The 22,342-nt window shown below is 66.3% G+C and carries 17 protein-coding genes; 8 read left to right on the top strand and 9 right to left on the bottom strand.

All coding sequences use genetic code 11. The annotated features are described in order from the left end of the window. Positions 1-2 precede the first annotated feature (2 nt). From MUG94_RS05155 to MUG94_RS05130, 6 genes are all read right to left on the bottom strand, one after another. Positions 3-833, bottom strand: a complete 831-nt coding sequence (locus MUG94_RS05155; RefSeq protein WP_227908074.1) for a PP2C family protein-serine/threonine phosphatase — start codon at positions 831-833, stop codon at positions 3-5. A 173-nt stretch (positions 834-1,006) separates the two neighbouring features. Further along, positions 1,007-2,236, bottom strand: coding sequence for an adenylate/guanylate cyclase domain-containing protein (locus MUG94_RS05150; RefSeq protein ID WP_227891346.1), 1,230 nt, complete (start codon positions 2,234-2,236; stop codon positions 1,007-1,009). Continuing rightward, positions 2,229-2,804 (bottom strand): PH domain-containing protein, encoded by a 576-nt coding sequence (locus tag MUG94_RS05145; protein WP_227908073.1) that lies wholly within the window; start codon positions 2,802-2,804, stop codon positions 2,229-2,231. Before MUG94_RS05145 ends, MUG94_RS05150 begins: the two co-directional genes overlap by 8 nt. Continuing rightward, positions 2,801-3,685, bottom strand: a complete 885-nt coding sequence (locus MUG94_RS05140; RefSeq protein ID WP_227908072.1) for a biotin--[acetyl-CoA-carboxylase] ligase — start codon at positions 3,683-3,685, stop codon at positions 2,801-2,803. The genes MUG94_RS05145 and MUG94_RS05140 overlap by 4 nt, the downstream gene beginning before the upstream one ends. A 66-nt stretch (positions 3,686-3,751) precedes the next feature. Further along, positions 3,752-4,600: an SDR family oxidoreductase gene (locus MUG94_RS05135; protein ID WP_227908071.1), complete on the bottom strand. Its 849-nt coding sequence runs from the start codon at positions 4,598-4,600 to the stop codon at positions 3,752-3,754. Positions 4,601-5,113: 513 nt separating this feature from the next. Then, the gene (locus tag MUG94_RS05130; protein WP_227908070.1) at positions 5,114-6,142 is read right to left on the bottom strand and encodes a hypothetical protein; all 1,029 of its coding nucleotides are present in this window, start codon (positions 6,140-6,142) and stop codon (positions 5,114-5,116) included. A 303-nt stretch (positions 6,143-6,445) separates the two neighbouring features. Here MUG94_RS05130 and MUG94_RS05125 point away from each other — a divergent pair, with 303 nt between their 5' ends. From MUG94_RS05125 to MUG94_RS05105, 5 genes are all read left to right on the top strand, one after another. Beyond that, the gene (locus MUG94_RS05125) at positions 6,446-8,041 is read left to right on the top strand and encodes an acyl-CoA carboxylase subunit beta (RefSeq protein ID WP_227891351.1); all 1,596 of its coding nucleotides are present in this window, start codon (positions 6,446-6,448) and stop codon (positions 8,039-8,041) included. Beyond that, a complete protein-coding gene (locus MUG94_RS05120) occupies positions 8,038-8,301 on the top strand; it encodes an acyl-CoA carboxylase subunit epsilon (protein ID WP_227908069.1) in 264 nt (87 codons plus the stop codon). The genes MUG94_RS05125 and MUG94_RS05120 overlap by 4 nt, the downstream gene beginning before the upstream one ends. 114 nt (positions 8,302-8,415) lie before the next feature. Further along, a complete protein-coding gene (locus MUG94_RS05115) occupies positions 8,416-10,110 on the top strand; it encodes a DUF885 domain-containing protein (RefSeq protein WP_227908122.1) in 1,695 nt (564 codons plus the stop codon). A 240-nt stretch (positions 10,111-10,350) separates the two neighbouring features. Next, positions 10,351-11,721 carry a dicarboxylate/amino acid:cation symporter gene (locus MUG94_RS05110; protein ID WP_227908121.1) on the top strand — a complete coding sequence of 457 codons (1,371 nt, stop codon included), beginning with the start codon at positions 10,351-10,353 and terminating at the stop codon, positions 11,719-11,721. A 95-nt stretch (positions 11,722-11,816) separates the two neighbouring features. Continuing rightward, entirely contained in the window at positions 11,817-12,452 is a 636-nt protein-coding gene (locus tag MUG94_RS05105; RefSeq protein WP_227908068.1) for a Maf family protein, read from the top strand. A 537-nt stretch (positions 12,453-12,989) separates the two neighbouring features. Here MUG94_RS05105 and MUG94_RS05100 read toward each other — a convergent pair. Beyond that, positions 12,990-13,580, bottom strand: coding sequence for an endonuclease domain-containing protein (locus tag MUG94_RS05100; RefSeq protein ID WP_227908067.1), 591 nt, complete (start codon positions 13,578-13,580; stop codon positions 12,990-12,992). Positions 13,581-14,167: 587 nt separating this feature from the next. Between MUG94_RS05100 and MUG94_RS05095 the strand changes: the two genes are divergently transcribed. Further along, a complete protein-coding gene (locus tag MUG94_RS05095) occupies positions 14,168-16,057 on the top strand; it encodes an acetyl/propionyl/methylcrotonyl-CoA carboxylase subunit alpha (protein ID WP_227908066.1) in 1,890 nt (629 codons plus the stop codon). A 78-nt stretch (positions 16,058-16,135) separates the two neighbouring features. Here the strand turns inward: MUG94_RS05095 and MUG94_RS05090 are convergent, their stop codons facing one another. Further along, a complete protein-coding gene (locus tag MUG94_RS05090) occupies positions 16,136-17,542 on the bottom strand; it encodes an MFS transporter (RefSeq protein WP_227891356.1) in 1,407 nt (468 codons plus the stop codon). Positions 17,543-18,207: 665 nt separating this feature from the next. Continuing rightward, a complete protein-coding gene (locus MUG94_RS05085; protein ID WP_227891357.1) occupies positions 18,208-19,611 on the bottom strand; it encodes an NAD(P)H-quinone dehydrogenase in 1,404 nt (467 codons plus the stop codon). Positions 19,612-19,716: 105 nt separating this feature from the next. On the opposite strand from MUG94_RS05085, the gene MUG94_RS05080 reads away from it, so the two are divergent. Beyond that, on the top strand, positions 19,717-20,517 hold the full coding sequence (locus tag MUG94_RS05080; RefSeq protein WP_227891358.1) for a purine-nucleoside phosphorylase: 801 nt from the start codon (positions 19,717-19,719) through the stop codon (positions 20,515-20,517). A gap of 43 nt (positions 20,518-20,560) precedes the next feature. Then, positions 20,561-22,321 (top strand): phospho-sugar mutase, encoded by a 1,761-nt coding sequence (locus tag MUG94_RS05075; protein ID WP_227908065.1) that lies wholly within the window; start codon positions 20,561-20,563, stop codon positions 22,319-22,321. Positions 22,322-22,342 lie beyond the last annotated feature (21 nt).

The raw sequence follows: 22,342 nt of genomic DNA, 5'->3' as shown, positions 1-22,342 counted from the left end.
CGTTACTGCTCGGGGTGCACGGCGGCCGGCTGCGGTTCCGCACCGGGAACGCCTGCGGCCACCGGTTCGCTGCCGTCGTCTGCCGCTTCGATATCCACCACCAGGACCGTAATGTTGTCCCGCCCGCCGGACCGCAGCGCTGCCTGCACCATGGAGGCGCACGCGTCCTGCGGGTTGGCCACTGTGGACAGAATCTGCTGCAGCTGTCCGTCGCTGACCTCCCCGGTCAATCCGTCGGAGCAGACCAGCAGGCGGTCTCCCGGCTCAACCGGAATCAGCCAGTAGTCGGCCTCCGTGTCGGTGCCTGTTCCGAGGGCGCGGGTCACGACGTGGCGGCGCGGGTGGACGAGGGCTTCATCAGGCGTAATCTGGCCCATGTCGACCAGCTCCTGGACCTCGCTGTGATCCACGGTGATCTGTTGCAGCTGCCCGCCCGTCAACCGGTAGGTGCGGGAGTCTCCCACATTGAATACCAGCCAACACGGGATTCCGGCCCCGGACACAAGGACTGCTCCGGTCAGCGTGGTGCCGGCACGGCCCCCGGTGGCCTCGCGGATTCGAGAATCGGCTTCCCGCAGAAGCGCAGTCAGTTCGTCGGGGCCCACTTCCGGCAGGTGCTCACCGACAAACGGCGCGTCACCCAGGGTGCGGACGCAGATGCTGCTGGCCACTTCCCCGGCTTCGTGTCCGCCCATGCCGTCGGCCACGGCGAACACCGGGTCCGCGGCAATCAGCGAATCCTCGTTCTGTTCCCGGCGCAGCCCGCGGTCTGAGGCATAGCCAAAGACTGCACGGAGTTCCAAACCCGGGGATGTCGTTTCGTCGGAGTTCATTCACGCCCTATCCGGAAGCTGCCCGCTGTGTGGACCACAGCAGTGACACAAATTACGCCTTCTCATGGTTACCCTAGCGGAATCTGCTGGGGGTCCGCCCCATGCCGGCTGGCAATGCTCCGTGCCGTCACCGCTGAAACAGCGACTTTTCCGGTGCAGCACCCGGGTACAGGCTAGTCCAGGACCAGCCCGGGGCCGGTGCCGCGGGCGAGCGTCACCGGGTGGATTTCGCCGAATCCGCGCACGTTGCGGGGCTGGTGCGGAATGAGCACAAACCGTTCATTGTTGCGCAGTGCGGCAGCGGTGGAGGCATCCGTCAGCACCGTTCCGGGCTCAGCCAGCGAGGTAAGGCGCGACGCCAGGTTCACGGTGGGGCCGTAAATGTCGCCCAGCCGGGACAGCACCCTCCCCCACACCAGGGACACGCGCGCGGCCGGCAGCAGGTCGTCCTCGGTGAAGGCCTTGGCCAGCGCCAGGGAAATCTCGGCTCCGGCTTCAGGGGTTTCCGCGTTGAAGAGCACTTCGTCGCCGATGGTCTTCACGAGCCGTCCGCCGCCCACCGAAATAATCTCGGCGCATTTATGCTCAAAGCGCTGGACCATCTGGGCGAGCGTCTTTTCATTCATCTGCCGGGACAGGGACGTATAGGACACCAGGTCCGCGAAGCCCACCGCGCGGGCCAGCGGCAGCGGATTGTCGTCGGACATCGAGCCGTCATGGCTGGCCAGTCCGGCTTCGGCGCGCAGGGCCAGGCGCTGCACGGCCGAGTTCATCTGCCGCTTCCAGGCGTAAACCATGGTCTTTTCCAGCGGCTCGATCAGTGCCGGCAGGGCGGCCACCAGGGCTTTGCGCGCCTCGGCGTCGGGGATGCCGCGCTGGACCACCATTTCCTCTACCAGCGCCTCAATCTGCCACACCACCATGCGGTCCGTCATTTGGCCGATGGAGCGCATGATCGAAATGGCAGCGTCTTCGGTGAGCTGCTCGTCACGGACGAGTTCGATGACGGTGGTCAGCGCCTCGCGGTCACGTTCCGTGAAGAACACGGCGTCGTCGTCGAGGTTGGGGAAGCCCATTGCACGCCACAGCTTGCGGGCGGACAGCAGCGAGACGCCGGCTTCCGCGGCAGCCTCGCGCCGCTTGAGGGTTCGCGGGCCGCCGATCAGCTGCGCTTCCAGCTTGCGCACGTCCTCGCGGTCGATTTCAGCGGAATCCGCCGGGCGCGCGGCCTCGGCGGGTCCGGACTCCGCATCCGGTTCTCCTGCCGGATTGCCTGCCGGGTTGGCTGCCGGGTCCGCGGGCGGAGTCGCCGAGTCCGCGGGACGGATGCGGGGTCGGACAGCGGGCATGGACAGGGTCATCGGCTCGGGATCTGCTCCGGCGTCGCGGCCTTCCTCACTCATCGCCCCTCCCTTCGTAGTCGTAGTCCCCATCTCCTTCAATATCTACACCATCAAACATGGCGGTCATCGGCAGCTGGCCTATGGCTGCCAGCACGATGGCCTTGAATTTATGCACCTCGGGAACGTGTTCGTAATGCACCGTCTGGCCGTAGCCGACATCCGCCACCAGCGTTCCGGATCGCTGCATGCGGTCCGCAACGGTCTGCCAGGCCTCCAGCTGAAATACCGAGGCGAGCGCCAGTTCACGCTCGCGCCGGCGCAGCACGCCCTGCCGGTGGATCAGCCGCTGGCTGGTCACGATGTACCTCGAAAACGCCCAGCGCAGCACCGGCGGGACGCTGAACCGCGCCAGCAGGACCGCGGCAACTACGACGACGGCGGACTGCAGGTAGCCGCGCCAGTCAGCAACCTGCCCGGGCAGGGCATCCCGGTCAAGGTAGCCGCAGCCGAAACCCGCCGCAGCGCACACCACGACGGCGAAGAGCACGGGCCAGACCAGCTGGCGGGCATGCGGCCTGCTGGCCACAATGATCCGCTCCCCCGGCGCCAGTGTCAGCCGGATACTCACGCCTGAACGGCGCGCAGGTGCACCACGTCGCCGGCAACGACAGCATGCCGCTCACCGGCTCCGTCCACCAGAATCAGCGATCCGTACGCGTCCAGGGCCACGGCGCGTCCCGTCAGGGACTTGCCGCCGGGAAGTTCGGCACGGACCTCCTGCCCCAGAGTCGCCATCCGAGCAGTGATCTTTTCCAGCAGCGAAGTCCCGTCAGCCCACGGAGCGGAGGCATCGCCGTCGACCGCGCGGAACTGGGCGTATTTGTCCGCCAGCTCCCGCACGTAATCCTCCAGCAGGATATTGCGGTCCGTGGTGGAGGCATACTCCATCAGCAGCGACGTCGCTGTGGGCACGGGAAGATCCTCGTCAGTGAGGGAGACATTCATGCCGGCGCCCACCACGACGGCGGGCGGGGCACCGGAAGAGTCCATCACCAGCTGGGCCAGGACACCGGCGAGTTTCCGCCCGTCCACCATGACATCGTTGGGCCACTTCAGCCGGGCCTCGACGCCGGTGCGCCGGGCCACGGACTCGGCCAGTGCCAGAGCCGCGAGCAGGGACAGCCATCCGTAGGACTGCGTGGGCAGCGGCCGGCCGTCGGCATTGACCGGACGGAGCAGGACACTGACAAACAGCGATGAGCGCGGCGGAGCAATCCAGGTCCGGCCCAGCCTCCCCTTGCCGGCCGTCTGCATCTCCGCGGTCAGGACGGAAAGATCCGGCACCTCCGACGGGCGGAGCCGGGCATGGTCCGCCAAGTCCGTGTTCGTGGAGCCGGTTTCAGAGACAACATCCAGCTGGGCCAGGGGTCCCTGCGGCGCCACGAGGGCAGCCCGGAGCCGCTCCTGGTCGAGCCCGGGTCTTTCCATGCTGGAGTAACGCAATTGCATGCCTTCGATCTTACGCGGGCCCGCCGGCATTGCCCTGCGGCCGGATCCGGCCGCAGGGTTCGGAGCCTAGAGGAAGAAGTCCTGCATCAGCTTGTCCTCGGGCGCGCCGAGTGAATACGGACGGAAATCGGTGATGCCCTCTTCGCGCAGCACCTGCTCATCCGTGTAGAAGTTGCCGGTGGCTTCGCGGCTGGGCCGGGTCAGCACGGCGTGGGCTGCGTCGGCCATGATGTCGGAGCTGCGCGATGCCGCCGCCATGGTCTCGCCGCCGAGGTTGCGGATGGCGGCGGTGTCAATGGCGGTGACCGGCCAGAGCGAGTTCACCGCGACGCCGTCGTCCTTGAGTTCCTCCGCGAGGCCGAGTGTGGTCAGGGACATGCCGTACTTGGCCATCGTGTAGGCGAGATAGGATCCGGCCCACTTCGGGTCCAGATTCAGCGGCGGGGAGAGCGTGAGGATGTGGGGGTTCTCCGAGCGGCGCAGGGCGTCCAGTGAGAACTTGGAGAGCATGAACGTGCCGCGGGTGTTGATGTCGGCCATCAGGTCATAGCTTTTCATGGTGACATCGTCGGTGGAGCGCAGGTCGATGGCGGAGGCGTTGTTGACCACGATGTCGATGCCGCCGAAGGTCTCCACCGTTTCGGCCACGGCGCGGGCGACGTCATCGTCGTTGCGCACGTCGCCGATGATCGGCAGGGCCTTGCCGCCGGCCGCCTGCAGCTGCTCGGCAGCGGTGTAGACGGTGCCCTGCAGCTTCGGATGCGGCTCGGCCGTTTTGGCCATGATGGCAATGTTGGCGCCGTCGGCCGCTGCGCGCAGGGCTATGGCCAGGCCGATGCCGCGGCTGCCGCCGGACATCAGGATGGTGCGCCCGGACAGCGAGCGCGTGTTCACGAAGGGTGTGTTCGAGGTCATACGGACAGGGTAATACACCCTGCGGAAATATGTTACTCACCAGTAACATCCGTTGTTGGCGTGCCTGGCGGCGTCGGTTCTGCGGACTCCGGCACCAGTCCGCCCCTGCTGGGGACCTGTGTGCAGCTCTGGCGGGCTCCGCCGATAGGCCAGCATCCAGTGTGCAGATCTGGCGGGTCCCACCGATAGGCCAGCATCCTGTGTGCAGATCTGGCGGGCTCCGGCGCGGACATGTCACCTTATCTGCACACACAATCCAGGTTGGCCGCCGTATCTGCACACACGGTGACCCGCCGAGGGGAAAAGCCTTTGACGTCCGGGCTCATATCGGCCAAAAACCCTGCTTTAGGCCCATCACTGCACGAAAGGTCCCAGCAACACCCGGTTACGCCCGTCATCTGCACGAAGGATCCTGAACTCAGGTGATCGGACATCAACTCCGGCCGGCAAGGACCTCCACCCCGCCGCGATGCCTGAACACGGCATCCATGAACACTCGTTCGTAGCTCGGAATCACCCCTGGACGAGGTGCAGGGCAAACAGCACCACCACCGTCGTCAACGTCAGCCTCAGCAAGAAATAGGGCTGCGGATACCTGCGGGCAAGGCGCAGCCACACGCCGGTTTCGCCGACGGGCCAGGAACGAGACTCGCAGCGGATGACCGTCAAAGTAAAGAAAATTGCTCCAGCCACGCCACACACTGCGGTCAATGCGCCGACCAAATCCGCGTTGCCGGTCAATCCGCCGCCCAGCAGGACACCAAGAGCCAATCCGAGCGAACTTCCCCGACCCACGAAATCCAGATACCGGGCCATACCCGGGAGAAAGACAGCACGGAAACGGCGGGGGACCTCCCGACGGATGAGACACCGGACGGCTGCCCCCTGCAACCGCTCGGTGCGGGCCAAATCCTGGAGGGTGTTTGCGGCGGCCACCGTTTGGGCCAACTCCGGCAGCAGGTCGGCTGCCGGTATCCGCCGTGCAGCCGAAAGAGCCGGCCGGTTAATCAGCTGCAGCAGCGCCTTCTGCGACGCCGCGCGTTCGGATTCAAGCGGCCGGGAAAGGGGGGCGCGCCGGGTTCGCCGGAGAAATTCGGCATCCCGACGGCGGACGGGACGGCCGCCCGCCGGTGCGGCTGGACCGCCGCGCAGCTTACGGCCGCCCGCCGGTGCGGCTGGACCGCCGCGCAGCTTACGGCCGCCCGGCACTGTGCCACCGCGGGCGGCCGCAGAACGCACAGACCAAGCGGCCCGAGCAAACCCTCTGCCCCTGCCACCGAGGACGCCGGCTCCGGCTCCGGCTCCGGCTCCGGCAGGGTTTTCCGCCCCGTCCGCCGGATTCCCATGCCCTCCCGAAGAGCGCTCCCCCGGCACCGTCCCCCAGCCAAGCTCCTGCATCCGGGCAGCGACAAGCTCCAGATAAGCATCCCGGACCGCCGGAACCCCGGCGTAGTCCCAGCAGGCCCGCGCCAGGATCCAGACACCAAAAGCAGCAGTCACCAAAGCAGTTGTCTGCAGCACCACCCATAAGTCCGTTTCCATCACGGCGTCCAGCACCTCCCCCAGTGGACCGGCAACCCCTGCAGGTCGGGAGAAATCCTTTCACAGCGCCCCTACTGTTACGGCTGCACCGTCATCAGAGGACGAACAAGAGACGCCCGCCCCGCGGACACCAGGCCAAGGGCAGCGGCGCGAAATTGTAGGATCCCTACACCGGGGGCCGGTGAATGACCTCACTAGACTGGATAAATCGCCGTGCGCGTTGTGCACTTCCTACTTAACGCAGAATTGCCGCACCCAGACCGCACGGCACACGCCCCAACCACTCAGCATTCCGGAGACCAGATGAGCATCGACCAGGACCTTGATCTGCAGACCACAGCCGGCAAGATCGCTGAGTACCGCCGCCGCCAGGCGCAGGCTGAAATGCCGTCCGGTCCGGCCGCCGTCGAGAAGCAGCACGCCAGGGGCAAACACACCGCCCGCGAGCGCATCGAAATGCTCGTTGATGCCGGGTCCTTCGTCGAATTCGATGCCCTCGCCGTGCACCGGTCCACCGCGTTCGGCATGGAAAAGAAGAAGCCGCTGGGCGACGGCCTGGTGTCGGGTTACGCCACCGTGGACGGCCGGCCCATCGCCGTCTACAGCCAGGACTTCACCGTGTACGGCGGATCGCTGAGCCAGGTCAACGGCGAGAAGATCGTCAAGGTCCAGGAACACGCGCTGCGCAACGGCTGCCCCGTCGTCGGCATCCTGGACGGCGGCGGTGCCCGCATCCAGGAGGGCGTTGCCTCGCTGGCCATGTTCGCTGACATCTTCCGCAACAACGTCCATGCCTCCGGCGTGGTCCCGCAGATCTCCCTCATCATGGGCCCCTCCGCCGGCGGCGCCGCGTACTCCCCCGCACTGACCGACTTTGTGGTCATGGTGGACAAGACCAGCCACATGTTCATCACCGGGCCGGACGTCATCAAGACCGTCACCGGCGAGGACGTGGATATGGAAACCCTCGGCGGCGCCCGGCAGCACAACGCGAACACCGGCACCTCCGCGTACCTGGCCTCCGACGAAGAGGACGCCATCGAGTTTGTCCGCGAACTGCTGGACTTCCTGCCGTCCAACAACCTTGCCGAGGCTCCGCTGGCAGCGTTCGCTTCGGACATGGAACTGAACGACGGCGATCTTGCCCTGGATGAGCTGATCCCCGATTCCGCCAACCAGCCCTACGACATGCGCGCCGTCATTGAGCAGGTGCTCGACGACGGCCACTTCCTGGAGATGCAGGCCCTCTACGCGCCCAACGTGATGATCGGCTACGGCCGGGTCGAAGGACACACAGTGGGCATCGTGGCGAATCAGCCGATGCAGTTCGCCGGCACCCTGGACATCGCAGCCTCCGAAAAGGCCGCCCGGTTTGTCCGCCACTGCGACGCCTTCAACATCCCCATCCTCACCTTCGTGGACGTTCCGGGCTTCCTGCCGGGCAAGGACCAGGAGTTCCAGGGCATCATCCGCCGCGGCGCCAAGCTGCTCTACGCCTACGCCGAGGCTACGGTTCCCAAACTCACTGTCATCACCCGCAAGGCGTACGGCGGCGCGTACATCGTGATGGGCTCCAAGAAGCTCGGCGCGGACCTGAACCTCGCCTGGCCCACGGCCCAGATTGGCGTCATGGGCGCCCAGGGTGCGGTGAACATCCTCTACCGCGGCCAGCTCAAGCAGGCGGCCGACGCCGGTGAAAGCGTTGAGCAGGCACGCGCGGATTACATCACCCAGTATGAAGATGAACTGCTCAACCCGTACCAGGCCGCCGAGCTCGGGTACGTTGACGCCGTCGTCGCGCCTTCCGAGACCCGCCTTCAGCTGATCCGCGGGCTGCGCGCCCTGCGGGACAAGCGCGCGTCGCTGCCCGCCAAGAAGCACGGGAACATCCCGCTGTGACCGCCTGGGACATGCCTGACACCACCTGGGGCCGGGAACCGCTGAGCGCACCGCCGCAGCCTCCCCTGTTCTCCGTGCTGGCGGGAAACCCGTCCGAGGAGGAACTCGCGGCGCTGGCCGCCGTCGTGATGGGCCTGAGCGCCGACGACGGCGCGTCCCGCCCCGCGCCGGAATCCGCCCGCCGCACGTGGCACCGGCGTCGGATGCTGAGCCTGGCACCCAAGCCCGGCCCGGGTTCCTGGCGTCGCAGCTTCCGCTAGCCGGCGGCTCGCGGGGCAACTGTTTGCGTTACGTTGTGATTTCATTCATCCGGGGATGTCCGAGGGACCGGTTAGGCTTCAGATGTGACCCAACAGACTCCTTCATCAGATCCCCTGTCCTTCGCTGGCTCGCATAACCGCCAGCCGACCGCCATCGACGCCGTTGCCGATGCGTTCACTGAGACGCTGCTGCAGCTGGATCCGTCCCTGGCCACTTCGCTGGGCATCCCCGGCCACGAAACCGAGTACGCGGACTATTCGCCCGCCGGCCTGGAATCCGTTGCTGAAGCCATCCGGGAGACGCTGGAACGCCTGGACGGCCTGCAGCCCAGCGACGACGTTGACCGGGTAACCCTCGACGCCATGCATGAGCGCCTGGGCCTGGAACTGGAAATCCACGAGTCCGGCTGGAACCTCTCGGACCTGAACAACATCGCGTCCCCGGCACAGGAGATCCGCTCGATCTTCGACCTCATGCCCGCTGCCACGGTTGAGGACTGGCAGCACATTGCCGGCCGCCTGCACAACGTTGCTGACGCTGTCTCCGGCTACATCACCTCCCTGCGCACCGGAAGCGAGCGCGGCCTGCTGCCGGCCCGCCGCCAGGTCCTGATCGTCATGGAACAGACCGCCAAGTACGCCGACGACGGCGGCTTCTTTGACCAATACGTCACCGGTGCCGCGCTGGCCGACGGCGGCGACCTTCCCGAGAGCCTCACCGCTGCTCTTCGCACCGGTGCCGACTCCGCCCGCGCCGCCTACCGCAACCTGGCCGCGTTCCTCGAAAACGAACTGCTGCCGAAAGCACCGGAAAAGGACGCCGTCGGCCGGGATCGCTACGCGCTGATGTCCCGGCGCTTCCTGGGCTCCGCCGTGGATCTGGAAGAAACCTACGCATGGGGCGTCGCCGAACTGGACCGCATCATCGCCGAGCAGGAAGCCGTCGCGGAACAGATCAAGCCCGGGGCAACCGTTGAGGAGGCCATGCGCCTCTTGGATGAGGACCCCGACCGCCAGCTGCACGGCACCGATGAGCTGCAGGCCTGGATGCAGGGCCTGGCGGACCGCGCTGTGGAGGACCTCGCCGGGACCCACTTCCAGATTGACGGGCCCATGCGCGAGATCGAGTGCATGATCGCCCCCACCCAGGAAGGCGGCATCTACTACACGGGTCCCAGCGACGACTTTTCCCGCCCGGGCCGCATGTGGTGGTCCGTTCCCGCCGGTGAGGACACCTTCACCACGTGGAAGGAAACCACCACCGTCTACCACGAGGGCGTGCCGGGCCATCACCTCCAGATCGCGACGGCGACGGCGGCCCGCGGGCTGCTGAACAACTGGCGCCGCAACATCTGCTGGGTCTCCGGACACGGTGAGGGCTGGGCCCTGTACGCCGAGCGGCTCATGGATGAGCTGGGCTACCTCAGCGATCCCGGGGACAAGATGGGCATGCTGGACGCCCAGCGCATGCGGGCCGCCCGCGTGGTCTTCGACATCGGCGTGCACCTGGAACTGGAAATCCCCGAGCGCTGGGGCTCCGGAACCTGGACCGCAGACAAGGGCTACGAGTTCCTCAAACAGAACATCGCCATCTCCGAGGGGCAGCTGAACTTCGAGTTCACCCGCTACCTGGGCTGGCCCGGACAGGCTCCGGCCTACAAGCTGGGCCAGCGGCTCTGGGAGCAGATCCGCGACGAGGTGCGCACCCGCGAGGGCGATGACTTCGACCAGAAGCGCTTCCACACCCGGGCCCTGGAACTAGGGTCGGTCGGGCTGGACACCCTGCGCCGGGCACTGCTGGAGGCGTAACCCCCGCCTCTTTCAGAGCGACATTCATCACAGCAGAAACCGGAATAACCTCCGGGATGGGCAGCACACCGCCATATCCCGGGGGTTTTTCCCTGTCTCCGGGCGGACCGCGCCAATCCTGCGCCGTAACATTTCGCAACGAGCAATCCTCTCTGATAAAGACTCCCCACTAGCATCTTCTAGGTGACCACACAGACCCCCTCCCCCAAGACTTCCTCCGGCCGCAGGCTGCCCCGATGGATGACCTCCTTCGGACCGCAGATCATCATCGCCCTCATCGCGGGCCTGCTGCTGGGCCTGCTGGCCAAGAACATGGGCACCGTCGGCGACGGTGAGCCCAACTGGCTGACGACCACGCTGAACACCATCGGCACGAGCTACGTCTCGCTGCTGAAGGCCGCCGTCGTCCCCCTGATCTTCACCGCCGTCGTCAGCTCCATTGCGAACCTGCGCGAAGTGTCCAACGCCGCCCGGCTGGCCTGGCAGACGCTGCTCTGGTTCGCCATTACGGCACTCATTGCCGTGGTGATCGGCATCGCGCTGGGCGTGATCATGCAGCCCGGCGCCAACGCCGACGCTGAGCCGCCCGCCGAATACGAGGGCGGCACCGGAAGCTGGATGGGCTTCCTGACCGGTCTGATTCCCGCGAACTTCATGGGCCTGACTGCCAGCACCTCGATCGCCGAGTCCGGCGCTGCCTCCACCGCCATGAACTTCAACGTGCTTCAGGTGCTGGTCATCGCGATCGCCGTCGGCATTGCCGCGCTGAAGGTCGGCAAGCCGGCCGCCCCGTTCCTGGCCCTGAACGCCTCGGCGCTGGCCGTCATCCAGAAGGTCCTGTGGTGGATCATCCGCTTGGCTCCGCTGGGCACCGTGGGCCTGATCGGCCGCGCCGTGGCCACCTACGGCTGGGACACCATCGGCTCGCTGGGCATGTTCGCCATTGCCATCTACGTTGGCCTGGCCATTGTTCTGTTCGTGGTTTATCCGGTGCTCATCAAGGCCCACGGCCTGTCCATCCGCCAGTGGTTCTCCGGCGCCTGGCCCGCCATCCAGCTGGCCTTCGTTTCCCGCTCCTCCGTGGGCACCCTGCCGCTGACGCAGCGTGTGACCGAGCGGAACCTGGGCGTACCCCGGGCCTACGCCTCCTTCGCCGTTCCGCTGGGCGCCACCACCAAGATGGACGGCTGCGCCTCGATCTACCCGGCCATCTCCGCCATCTTCGTGGCGCAGTTCTTCGGCATTGACCTGGGCTTCACCGACTACCTGCTGATCGCCCTGGTTTCCGTGCTGGGTTCGGCCGCAACCGCCGGAACCACCGGCGCCGTCGTCATGCTGACCCTGACCCTGTCCACCCTGGGCCTGCCGCTGGCCGGCGTGGGTCTGCTGCTGGCCATCGATCCGATCCTGGACATGGGCCGCACCGCCGTGAATGTGGCCGGGCAGACCGTTGTCCCCGCCATCGTCGCCAAGCGCAACGGCCTGCTGGACCTGCCCCTGTACAACGCCAAGCGCAACGGTGATCCGTTTGCCGATGACTCCGACGAGGTCGCCGCCGAAGTGACCGACGCCGTCGAGGCCACGGTTCCCGCCACCGCCCAGGCGCGTTGATTCACTGATTGTTGCAGCTGCGAAGGCCGTCCCGGATTTCCGGGACGGCCTTCCGCGTTCCGGCCGCGGACACCCGGCCCGGCTAGGCTTGAGGGGTGACTGACCTGAACCTCATCCTCGCTTCCGCTTCCCCCGCCCGCACCAAGCTGCTGACCAACGCCGGCATCACCCACACCGTGCTCGTGTCCGACGTCGACGAAGACGCCGTCACCGCCCGCTACGGCACGCCGGACCCGCACGACACCTCCCTGCTGCTCGCCCGCGCCAAGGCCGAAGCCGTTGCCGCATTGCCTGAGGCGGAGGGATCCCTGGTGATCGGCTGCGACTCGGTCTTCGAATTCGAGGGCGAAGCCCACGGCAAGCCCTGGGAACCCGAAGTGGCCCGCGAGCGCATCCGCCGGATGAGCGGCAAGGTGGGCGTGCTGCACACCGGACACTGGCTGGTGGACTGCCGGGACACCGACGACGACGGCGGCTCGGGCGCCACGCTCGGCGGCGTCAGCTCGGCTTCGGTGCACTTCGCCAAGCTCACCGACGAAGAAATCGACGCGTATGTCGCCACCGGCGAACCGCTGCAGGTGGCCGGTTCCTTCACGATCGATTCTCTGGGCGGGGCGTTCATCGAGAAGGTCGACGGCGACCCTCACGCCGTCGTCGGCTTGTCCGTGTCGATGCTCCGCGAGCTGCTGGCCAGCGCCGGCGTGAAGATCACGGACCTCTGGGACCGGTAGGCTCCTTGCCTGTTTCGGCGGTTCCTGCCGGTCCGTTGAACAGATAACGGGGTTATCCCGGGTCCTCGCCGTCCTTCGTGCAGATCACGGGCTCATTCCTGATCCTGTGTGCAGCTCTGGCGGCTTACGCTCGATCTCCAGCATCCTGTGTGCAGCTCTGGCGGCTTCAGCGCCTGCCAACCCGCCAGAGCTGCGCACCAGTTAGCCCCACACGTCTGGAACCCGCCAAAGCTGCGCACTCAGGGGACCTTCCATTTTTCGATGCCGGACCCGCGAGGACGGGCACCTTCACAATCCCCCCTGACAGCCCGACAGCCCGACAGTCCGAGCCCCCCCTCTTTTCCGGCTCGCGGACGGGTCACAAGTGCAGATCCTGCGTTTCACCACCGGCGCCGAGCATCCTGTGTGCAGCTGTGGCTGGTTGGGCTCCATCTCGAGCATCCGGTGTGCAGCTCTGGCGGCTTCAGCGCCTGCCGACCCGCCAAAGCTGCGCACCAGTTAGCCCCACACGTCTTGGAACCCGCCAAAGCTGCGCACTCAGGGGACGTAACCACCCTTCACCAACGCCCGGCGCACTTTCGCAACGACCCACAGCGGCCCCTGCGCGACGTCATGCTTATTGAGCTTGACCTGATGCCAACCCAATTCATGGGTGAGCAGGTCCCGATGGTTGTCTCGGCTCTGCTGTCCCGGCTTCAGATGGTGCTCACCGTCGTACTCGATGCAGGTGCGGTACTTCGTGCAACCCAGATCGACCCATAGCGCCGGGTTTCGGGTCTCATCCATCACCGGAACGTCTGGGATGAATTCCGGCAGTCCCTCCCGAGAAAGCAGGAGCCTTATCCGTGTTTCGGGCGGCGAATCCACGCCCACCCTCATCAGTTCGACGGCGGCGCGGATCCTTTGCAAACCGGGAACCCCCGTCTTGGATTCCAGGTAGGAGCGAAGCACCGGAAGAGGCAGCAGCGCAACTCTTCGCCGGCCAAAATTGCGACGGTGTTCGCTGATCATCCAGTCACCGGCAACAACCAGGTCTTGGACCGAAACCACGGCCGCCAAATCAAGCAGCGTCCGGGACAGGGACGTGGCCGGCAACCCGGATACCGTGCTCAGCTCGGAGTCTGTCACCACAAGACGGTGCCCGGTGATGCCCTTCCTCCTCGGCGCCGCCAACAGCCGTGTCCGGGCCATATGAATGGTTGAATCCGTTTGAATCACTCGTGGCACCGGCATGCCGTGGAGTTGAGCGGCCGTTCCATGGGACAGAAATCCGCCCGGAAGCAGCTCAACGTACGGACGGCATCGGTCCGCCAACTCCATGCCCGCTCCCCTCCTAACCCGGACTTCCCTGCTCGGGGTCTGCAGATCCTGCGCTCGAAGCCGGGATCGGCGAACGCCAAGATCACGGGCGCGAGCCACAGTGAACGATGGGTCGGGCAGAGTTGCGGGTAACGGCTGGGCGCGTGTCATGTCCCATTCGTACCGCCAGGCACGAGGCCGTCTGCCGTTTCCCACATAACCTGCTCTTATCCACAAAGCGCCGTTCCCGGATTTACATCCGTGAGTCCGGTGCCCCACCCACCCGGCGAACAGCAGCCGATTGTAGGGTCCCCACAACGAAAGCGGGTGTCCCACGCAGAAACAGCACGCAATATGGCTGGAAACCACAAAATCGCGCTAGGCTCCGAACAGATCAAAAGGAGCCAGTGCATTCAATGAGCCAGTTCAACCCCGCACCCGCCGGCAGCCTGCAGGAAACCTCACAGGCCACCCCGCAGGACCCGCAGGACGCCACACAGACCACGCAGATCAGCACCCGCAGCATCACCAAGATCCTGATCGCCAACCGCGGCGAAATTGCTGTCCGGGTCATCCGGGCCGCCCGCGATGAAGGCCTGGCATCGGTCGCCGTCTATGCCGACCCCGACCGGGACGCCCTGCACGTACGCCTCGCCGACGAGGCCTACTCCCTGGGCGGCAGCACTGCCGCGGAGTCCTACCTGGACATGGGCAAGATCCTCGACGCCGCCCGCAAGTCCGGCGCCGACGCCATCCACCCCGGTTACGGCTTCCTCTCCGAAAATGCGGAGTTTGCCCAGCGCGTCATCGACGCCGGCCTGACCTGGATCGGCCCGTCCCCGCATGCCATTTCCCAGCTCGGCGACAAGGTGCAGGCCCGCCACATCGCGGCGAAGGTCGGCGCTCCCCTGGTTCCGGGCACCGCCGATCCGGTGAAGAACGCCCAGGAGGTCCTGGACTTCGCCGATGAACACGGCCTGCCCCTGGCCATCAAGGCAGCCTTCGGCGGCGGCGGCCGCGGCATCAAGGTGGCCCGCACCCGCGAAGAAATCCCCGAAATGTTCGACTCCGCCGTCCGCGAAGCCACCGCAGCGTTCGGCCGCGGCGAGTGCTTCATCGAGCGCTTCCTGGACGCCCCGCGGCATGTCGAAACCCAGTGCCTGGCCGATGCGCACGGCAACGTCGTCGTCGTGTCCACGCGCGACTGCTCGCTGCAGCGCCGCAACCAGAAGCTGGTGGAGGAAGCCCCGGCTCCGTTCCTGACCGAAGATCAGAACCAGCGCCTGTACAACGCCTCCAAGGCCATCCTGCGCGAAGCCGGCTACCAGGGCGCCGGCACCTGCGAGTTCCTGGTCGGCACCGACGGCACCATTTCCTTCCTTGAGGTCAACACCCGCCTGCAGGTGGAACATCCGGTGTCCGAGGAAGTCGCCGGTTTGGACCTGGTCCGTGAACAGTTCCGGCTGGCCCGCGGCGAGGAGCTCGGCTACGACGATCCCGAGATCCGCGGCCACGCCTTCGAATTCCGCATCAACGGCGAAGATCCGGGCCGCAGCTTCATGCCCGCTCCGGGCACCGTGGACACGCTCAAGCTGCCCACCGGCCCCGGCGTGCGCGTGGATTCGGGCATCGAAGCCGGTGAAACCGTGAGCGGCAACTTCGACTCCATGCTCGCCAAGCTGATCATCACCGGTGCCACCCGCGAGCAGGCACTCCAGCGCGCCCGCCGCGCCCTGGCCGAAATGGAAATCACCGGCATGCCCACTGTGCTGCCGTTCCACGCCGCTGTGGTCGCGCATCCGGATTTCGCCCCGGCGGCCGGCCCGTTCAAGGTCCACACCCGTTGGATCGAGACGGACTTCGTCAACAATCTCCCGGCCTGGTCCGGTGAGCAGAATTCACGGAACGACGACGGCGGCCGGCAGCGCGTCACGGTGGAGGTAGGCGGCAAGCGGCTCGACGTAGTGCTCCCGGCCGGACTCGGCGGCAACGGCAGCGCTTCCAACGGCACGGGCAACCGCGGAGCCGGCGCCAACGGCAAGGCCCGCAAGTCCTCGCGCAGCCGCGGCGGAGCCAACCCGGCCGCCACCGGCGACGACCTGACATCCCCCATGCAGGGCACCATCGTGAAGGTGGCCGTCGAGGACGGTGCGGTGGTCGCTGAAGGTGATCTCGTCGTCGTACTCGAAGCCATGAAGATGGAGCAGCCGCTCACCGCGCACAAGTCCGGCACTGTGTCCGGGCTCAGCGCACTGCCCGGCGCCACGGTGTCGGCCGGCGCCGTGATCGCCTCGATCGTGGACTGACCCCGCCAACATCGGCAACAACGAAACGGCTCGGCCCCCTTTATCGGGGACCGAGCCGTTGTCGTTAAGGCTGCGGGATTAGCTGGAGTGGTTGGTGTAGTCCACGTCCTTGGTGTCCCTGGTGACGAACAGCGCGATCAGCGTCAGCACCGCCATCGAGGACAGGTACACGCCCACCAGCCACGGGCTGCCATCGGCGGCCTGCCACAGTGCCACCGCAATGAACGGAGCCACGGCGGCGCCGAGGATGGAGGAGACGTTGTATGCGATTGCCGACCCGGTGTAGCGCACATTGGTGGGGAACAGCTCGGGCAGCATGGCGCCCATCGGCCCGAAGGTCAGGCCCATCAGGGTGAAGCCGATGATCAGCAGCGCCATGACGCCTACTGTTCCGCCGGCGAACAGCGGGGAGAAGGTGAAGCCGAACAGGAAGATCGCGGCGGTTACCACCAGCAGCGTCTTGCGGCGGCCGAACTTCTCGGCCAGCGGACCGGAGACGAGCGTGAAGATTCCGAAGAACACCACGCCCACGATCAGCATGATCAGGAAGTCGTTGCGGGCATAGCCCAGGCCGGCGGCGAACGTTTCCGGGTCGAAGGCCTTGCCTGCCTTCTCGGCGGTGGCACGGGCGGCTTCCTCGCTCTTGGCGGCGGTGCCGTAGGAGAGCGTGAAGGTGGTCATCAGGTAGAACAGCACGTACGTGGCCAGCATGATGAACGTGCCGGCAATCATCTCGCGCCAGCTGTACTTGAACGCGCGGCTCAGCGGCATCTTGCTCACTTCGCCGGAATCGACGACCTTCTGGAAGGCCGGGGTCTCCACCAGTTTCAGCCGGACATACAGGCCGATGATCACCATGACGGCGCTGGCCAGGAACGGCACGCGCCAACCCCAGGAGTCGAACTGGTCCGCATCCAGCTGGAAGCTAAGCAGCAGGAACAGGCCGTTGGCCAAGATGAAGCCGATCGGCGCGCCCAGCTGCGGGAAGGTTCCCCACACGGCGCGCTTGTTGGCCGGCGCGTTTTCCGTTGCCAGCAGCGCTGCACCGGACCATTCCCCGCCGAGGGCCAGACCCTGGGCGAAGCGCAGGACCACCAGCAGTGCCGGACCCAGGATGGTCCAGCCCGGCGTCAGGGCCGTGGGGAGGCAGCCGATCAGGAAGGTTGCGATTCCCATGGTCAGCAGCGAGGCAACCAGGGTTCCCTTGCGTCCCACTTTGTCGCCGAAGTGCCCGAAAACAATGGATCCCAGCGGGCGGGCAATGAACGCCACGCCGAAGACCGCGAACGAACTCAGCAGGGCCGTGACGCCCTCCGCATTCGGAAAGAACAGGCGCGGGAAAACGAGGACTGCAGCCGTCGCATAGACGTAGAAGTCATAAAACTCGATGGAGGTCCCGACGAGGCTGGCAACAATCACCCGGCCCTTGGAGTTGGCCTTTGCCGGCGCCGGTGCCGGTGTCGCGGTGGGATCGGTAGTAGACATTGGAGGTCTTTCTCAGTGGGAGTGACGTTATTCGCACAATGTTATGAGCCACATCCCACCATTCGGACATCGTGTCCAACATGTGGACACCGAGCTCACTCCATGGACATTTGTGGCGGCCGACGACGGCGGCCGGCACGTCCGCGGGTCCGGCATCTGAACGTGTGGGCACGTCTGGCGACCTCCACGCACTCCAGCCCGCCGGACCTGCATGCGCGGATTGGACGGCAGCCTACACTCCCCCTGCAGGCAGGGATAGCTCCGCGGGTATGCAGATCTGATGACCTGTTTTCAACGTGTGCGCAGATATGGCGGGCCAGCCTCAAGGAGTGCGCAGGTCTGGTGACCTCCCGCCGCTCCACCCCGCCAGAGCTGCACACGCATGGCTTTCCTCGCTCTAGAACGGACCAGTCCTGCACCTTCGATTTGGAAGCGGTCCGCTCCGGCTGTTGCACTGCACGAAGGAATCCGGTGCGCACGTCTGGCGGCCTCCGGGCATCGCGACCCACCAGATTTGCACACTCGATGAAACGAAGACAGCATCCGGGCAGCAAAAAAGCCCGCATCCGCCGTGGACAAATATCCACCGCGGATGCGGGCTCTCAAGAACGCGATCTTCAGGCGAAGCACAGTCCGGCAACCCGGAAAGCAGCGCCCCTGAAACGCTACATGTGCACGTGCAGGCGCCGGGCAGCCTCGGAAATGGAACCGGTCAGTGACGGGTAGACCGTGAAGGTGTTGGCCAGATCGTCAACGTGCAGCTTCTGCGTCACGGCGATGGCGATCGGGAAGATCAGCTCCGAGGCGCGCGGGCCCACCACAACGCCGCCAATGACGGTGCCGGAGCCCTTGCGCGAAATGATCTTCACGAAGCCCTCCTTGACCTCCATCATCTTGGCGCGTGCGTTGGTGTGCAGGGAGAGCTTGATGACGTCGCCCTGGTAGCGCCCTTCGGCGACGTCCTGCTCGGACACGCCCACGGAGGCAATCTCCGGCGAGGTGAAGATGTTGGAGGCAACGTTCTTGAGCTTCAGCGGCTTCACGCCGTCGCCCATCAGGTGCGCAATGGCGATCCGGCCCTGCATCGCTGCCACCGACGCCAGGTTGAACACCCCGGTGCAGTCACCGGCGGCGTAGACGTTGGAGGCTGTGGTGCGGGAGACGCCGTCGACCTTGATCTGTCCGCGCTCGTCAAGCGCCACCCCTGCCTCTTCCAAGCCAATCCCGGCGGTGTTGGGAATGGCGCCCACGGCCACGAGGCAGTGGCTGCCCTCCACGGTGCGGCCGTCCTCGAGCGTGACCAGCACGCCGTCGCCGGTGTTCTTCACCGACTCGGCGCGCGAGCGGTTCAGCACGGTCATGCCGCGGGCCTGGAAAACGTCTTCCAGCACGACGGCGGCATCGGCGTCTTCGCCGGGCAGGACCCGGTCGCGGCTGGAGATCAGCGTGACCTTGGTGCCCAGGCCGTTGTAAGCGGACGCAAATTCGGCACCGGTGACGCCGGACCCAATGACAATCAGGTGCTCGGGGATCTCGGTGAGGTTGTAGACCTGCTTCCACGTGAAGATGCGCTCGCCGTCGGGCATGGAGGACTCCAGCTCGCGCGGGCTCGCACCCACGGAGATCAGCAGCGCTTCAGCCTCCACGGTCTCGATGCCGGTTGCCGTGGTCACCTCGAGGGTCTTGTTGTCCAGCAGCCGGCCTGTTCCGGCAATGACCTTCACGCCCACGCGCTCAAGGGTCCGGTGAATATCGTTGGACTGTTCCTTGGCCAGGGCCAGGAGACGGTTGTTGACCATCTTCAGGTCGGCCACCGCGGGCTGCCCGCTGGTGCCGAAGTCCACGCCCAGGGAAGAAGCGGAAGCGAAGCGGGTCATCACATCGGCGGTGGCAATGAGGGTTTTGGAGGGAACGACGTCGGTCAGCACGGCAGAGCCGCCCAATCCGTCCTTTTCCACGATGGTGACGTCCGCCCCGAGGGACGCGGCTACCATGGCGGCTTCATATCCTCCCGGGCCGCCGCCGAGGATTGCAATTTTTCGGGCAGTAAAATCAAGTTGGGTCGTCACAGTTGTCCATTCTGTCCCATCCCCGCCGCCCGCTCAAACGCGTGCAGCCCCGGCGGGAGGCTGCCCGCCATGCACCACAGGGTGAACTCGCGGTAGGTTGGACCAGTGAGCAACGATCCTTTTGAACTAGCCCAGCAGGCCGCCAAGTACATTGCCGAGCAAACCGGCGTGCCCAACCACGACATTGCCCTGGTCCTCGGCAGCGGCTGGGGGGAGGCCGCCGAACTGATCGGTGAGACCACCGCCACGCTCGACGCCACTGACATCCCGGGCTTCTCCGCCCCCGCCGTCCAGGGCCATGTGGGCACCATCCGCTCCGTGCTGACCCCCTCGGGCAAGCGGGCCCTGGTCCTGGGTGCACGCACCCATTACTACGAGGGCAAGGGCGTCCGGGCCGTCGTCCACGGTGTGCGCACCGCTGCGGCAGCCGGCGCAAAGGTCATGGTTCTCACCAACGGCTGCGGTGGCCTGAACCCGGATTGGAAGCCCGGCACCCCGGTGCTGATCAGCGACCACCTGAACCTCACCGCCGCGTCCCCGCTGGAAGGCGCCACGTTTGTGGACCTGACGGACCTGTACTCGTCCCGGCTGCGTGACCTCGCCCGCACCGTGGACCCGACCCTGGATGAAGGCGTCTACGCCCAGTTCACCGGCCCGCATTACGAGACGCCGGCCGAAGTCCGGTACGCCAAGACCATCGGCGCCGATCTCGTGGGCATGTCCACCGCCCTCGAAGCCATTGCCGCCCGGCACGCCGGCATGGAGGTCTTCGGGATTTCCCTCGTGACCAATCTGGCCGCGGGCATCAGCGCCGAGCCCCTGAGCCACGCCGAGGTGCTGGAATCCGGAGCCGCTGCAGGCCCCCGCATTTCCCGCCTGCTCGCTGACATCATCGGCAAGCTCTAACGGCCGCCGGTCCATTCCTATCCCCGATCCGCAGGTACATTTCATGACGCTGAACCCCACCGAGCTGAACGAGCTCGTGACCGCCGCCAAGACCTGGGCAAATGAAGACCCCGATTCCGGCACGGCCGCAGAACTCCGCACCCTGCTTGCGGCCCTGAGCACCGATGCGGCAGCCGCCGCATCCGCCGCGGAGGAGCTGGCAGACCGTTTCGCCGGCACGTTGGAGTTCGGCACCGCCGGCCTGCGCGCTGCACTGGGCGCCGGACCCCGCCGGATGAACCGCGTGGTGGTGCGCCGCACCGCCGCCGGCATCGCGTCCTTCCTGCAGGACACCGCCGGTGACAAGTACACGCCCAGCGCCGTGATCGGCTACGACGCACGGCACAAGTCGCGTGCCTTCGCACTGGAAACGGCCTCCGTGTTCAGTGCCGCCGGCATCGAAACCTTCCTGCTCCCATGCACGCTCCCGACGCCGGTGCTCGCCTACGCGGTCCGCGCCCTGGACACCGACGCCGGAGTGATGGTCACCGCCAGCCACAACCCGGCGGCGGACAACGGCTACAAGGTCTACCTCGGCGGGCGCACGGTAAAGGGTCCGGGCAAGGGTGCGCAGATTGTCGCGCCGTACGACGCCGAAATCGCCTCCCGCATCGACTACAGCGTGCCGCTCAAGAGCATCGAGACCGCTCCGGAAGGGTGGACGGATGTTTCCGAGTCCATCGTTGCCGACTACATCAATGCCGTGGACCGGTTGGCCTCGCGCGAACGGTTCCCGGAACGGGAGCTGAAGATTGTCCTCACCTCGCTGCACGGCGTGGGCGGAGAAACCATGAAGTCCGTGCTGAAGGACGCCGGTTTCCGCAAGGTCATTCCGGTGGCCGCCCAGGCCGAGCCCGACCCGGACTTCCCCACCGTGGCGTTCCCCAACCCGGAGGAACCCGGCGCGCTGGACATGGCCCTGGCAACCGCCGTCGAGCACAATGCCGATCTGGTCATCGCCAATGATCCCGACGCCGACCGCGTTGCCGTGGCGGCCCAGAACCCGGCCGACGGCGAGTGGCGGATGCTGCGCGGAGATGAAGTCGGTGCCCTGCTGGGCCGGCACCTGACCCAGCGCATTACCTCCGGCCATTGGAAGGTCCGCGGAGAGAAGACGCGCAAGGGCGTCGTTTTCGCCAACTCGATCGTCTCCTCGCGCCTGCTCGCGCGCGTTGCCGAGGCTGCCGGCTTTGCCCACACCGAAACCCTCACCGGTTTCAAGTGGATCTCCCGGGTTCCGCACCTCACCTACGGTTACGAGGAAGCGCTGGGCTATTGCGTGGCTCCGGGCCTGGTCCGCGACAAGGACGGCATTTCCGCCGGCCTGTTGGTGGCCGAGATGGCTGCCGCGCTGAAGGCATCCGGACGGACGCTTTTTGACGAGCTCGACGACTTGGCGCTGCAGCACGGACTGCACCTGACCGACCAGCTCTCCGTTCGGGTTTCCGATCTGGGTCTGCTGGGAGCCATGATGGAGCGGCTGCGCGCCCAGGCTCCCGCGTCCTTTGCCGGCTCCCCGGTGGAATCCGCCGTCGACCTCTCCGAGGGCAGCGCTGAGCTGCCGCCCACCGACGGGCTGAAGTACCTCACCGCTGACGGCACCCGTGTGATCATCCGCCCCTCGGGCACCGAGCCCAAGCTCAAGTGCTACCTCGAAGTGATTGTGCCGGTCGCTGCCGCGGCGGACCTTCCCGCCGCGCGCGAGCAGGGCCGGGCGCGCCTTGATGCGGTTCTCGCGGATGTGAACGCGGCGCTCGGACTCTAGGCTCCGCGCTCCGGGCTCCCC

The sequence above is a fragment of the Arthrobacter gengyunqii genome (genome assembly GCF_023022985.1).
In the GTDB taxonomy this organism is placed as follows: Bacteria; Actinomycetota; Actinomycetes; order Actinomycetales; family Micrococcaceae; genus Arthrobacter_B; species Arthrobacter_B gengyunqii.
This window is presented reverse-complemented; position numbering and strand designations above follow the sequence as displayed.

Coding starts and splice junctions, on each gene's coding strand:
- MUG94_RS05155 (WP_227908074.1), bottom strand. CDS start 833: ATGAACTCCGACGAAACGACATCCCCGGGTTTGGAACTCCGTGCAGTC.
- MUG94_RS05150 (WP_227891346.1), bottom strand. CDS start 2,236: ATGAGTGAGGAAGGCCGCGACGCCGGAGCAGATCCCGAGCCGATGACC.
- MUG94_RS05140 (WP_227908072.1), bottom strand. CDS start 3,685: ATGCAATTGCGTTACTCCAGCATGGAAAGACCCGGGCTCGACCAGGAG.
- MUG94_RS05135 (WP_227908071.1), bottom strand. CDS start 4,600: ATGACCTCGAACACACCCTTCGTGAACACGCGCTCGCTGTCCGGGCGC.
- MUG94_RS05130 (WP_227908070.1), bottom strand. CDS start 6,142: ATGGAAACGGACTTATGGGTGGTGCTGCAGACAACTGCTTTGGTGACT.
- MUG94_RS05125 (WP_227891351.1), top strand. CDS start 6,446: ATGAGCATCGACCAGGACCTTGATCTGCAGACCACAGCCGGCAAGATC.
- MUG94_RS05110 (WP_227908121.1), top strand. CDS start 10,351: ATGACCTCCTTCGGACCGCAGATCATCATCGCCCTCATCGCGGGCCTG.
- MUG94_RS05095 (WP_227908066.1), top strand. CDS start 14,168: ATGAGCCAGTTCAACCCCGCACCCGCCGGCAGCCTGCAGGAAACCTCA.
- MUG94_RS05090 (WP_227891356.1), bottom strand. CDS start 17,542: ATGTCTACTACCGATCCCACCGCGACACCGGCACCGGCGCCGGCAAAG.
- MUG94_RS05075 (WP_227908065.1), top strand. CDS start 20,561: ATGACGCTGAACCCCACCGAGCTGAACGAGCTCGTGACCGCCGCCAAG.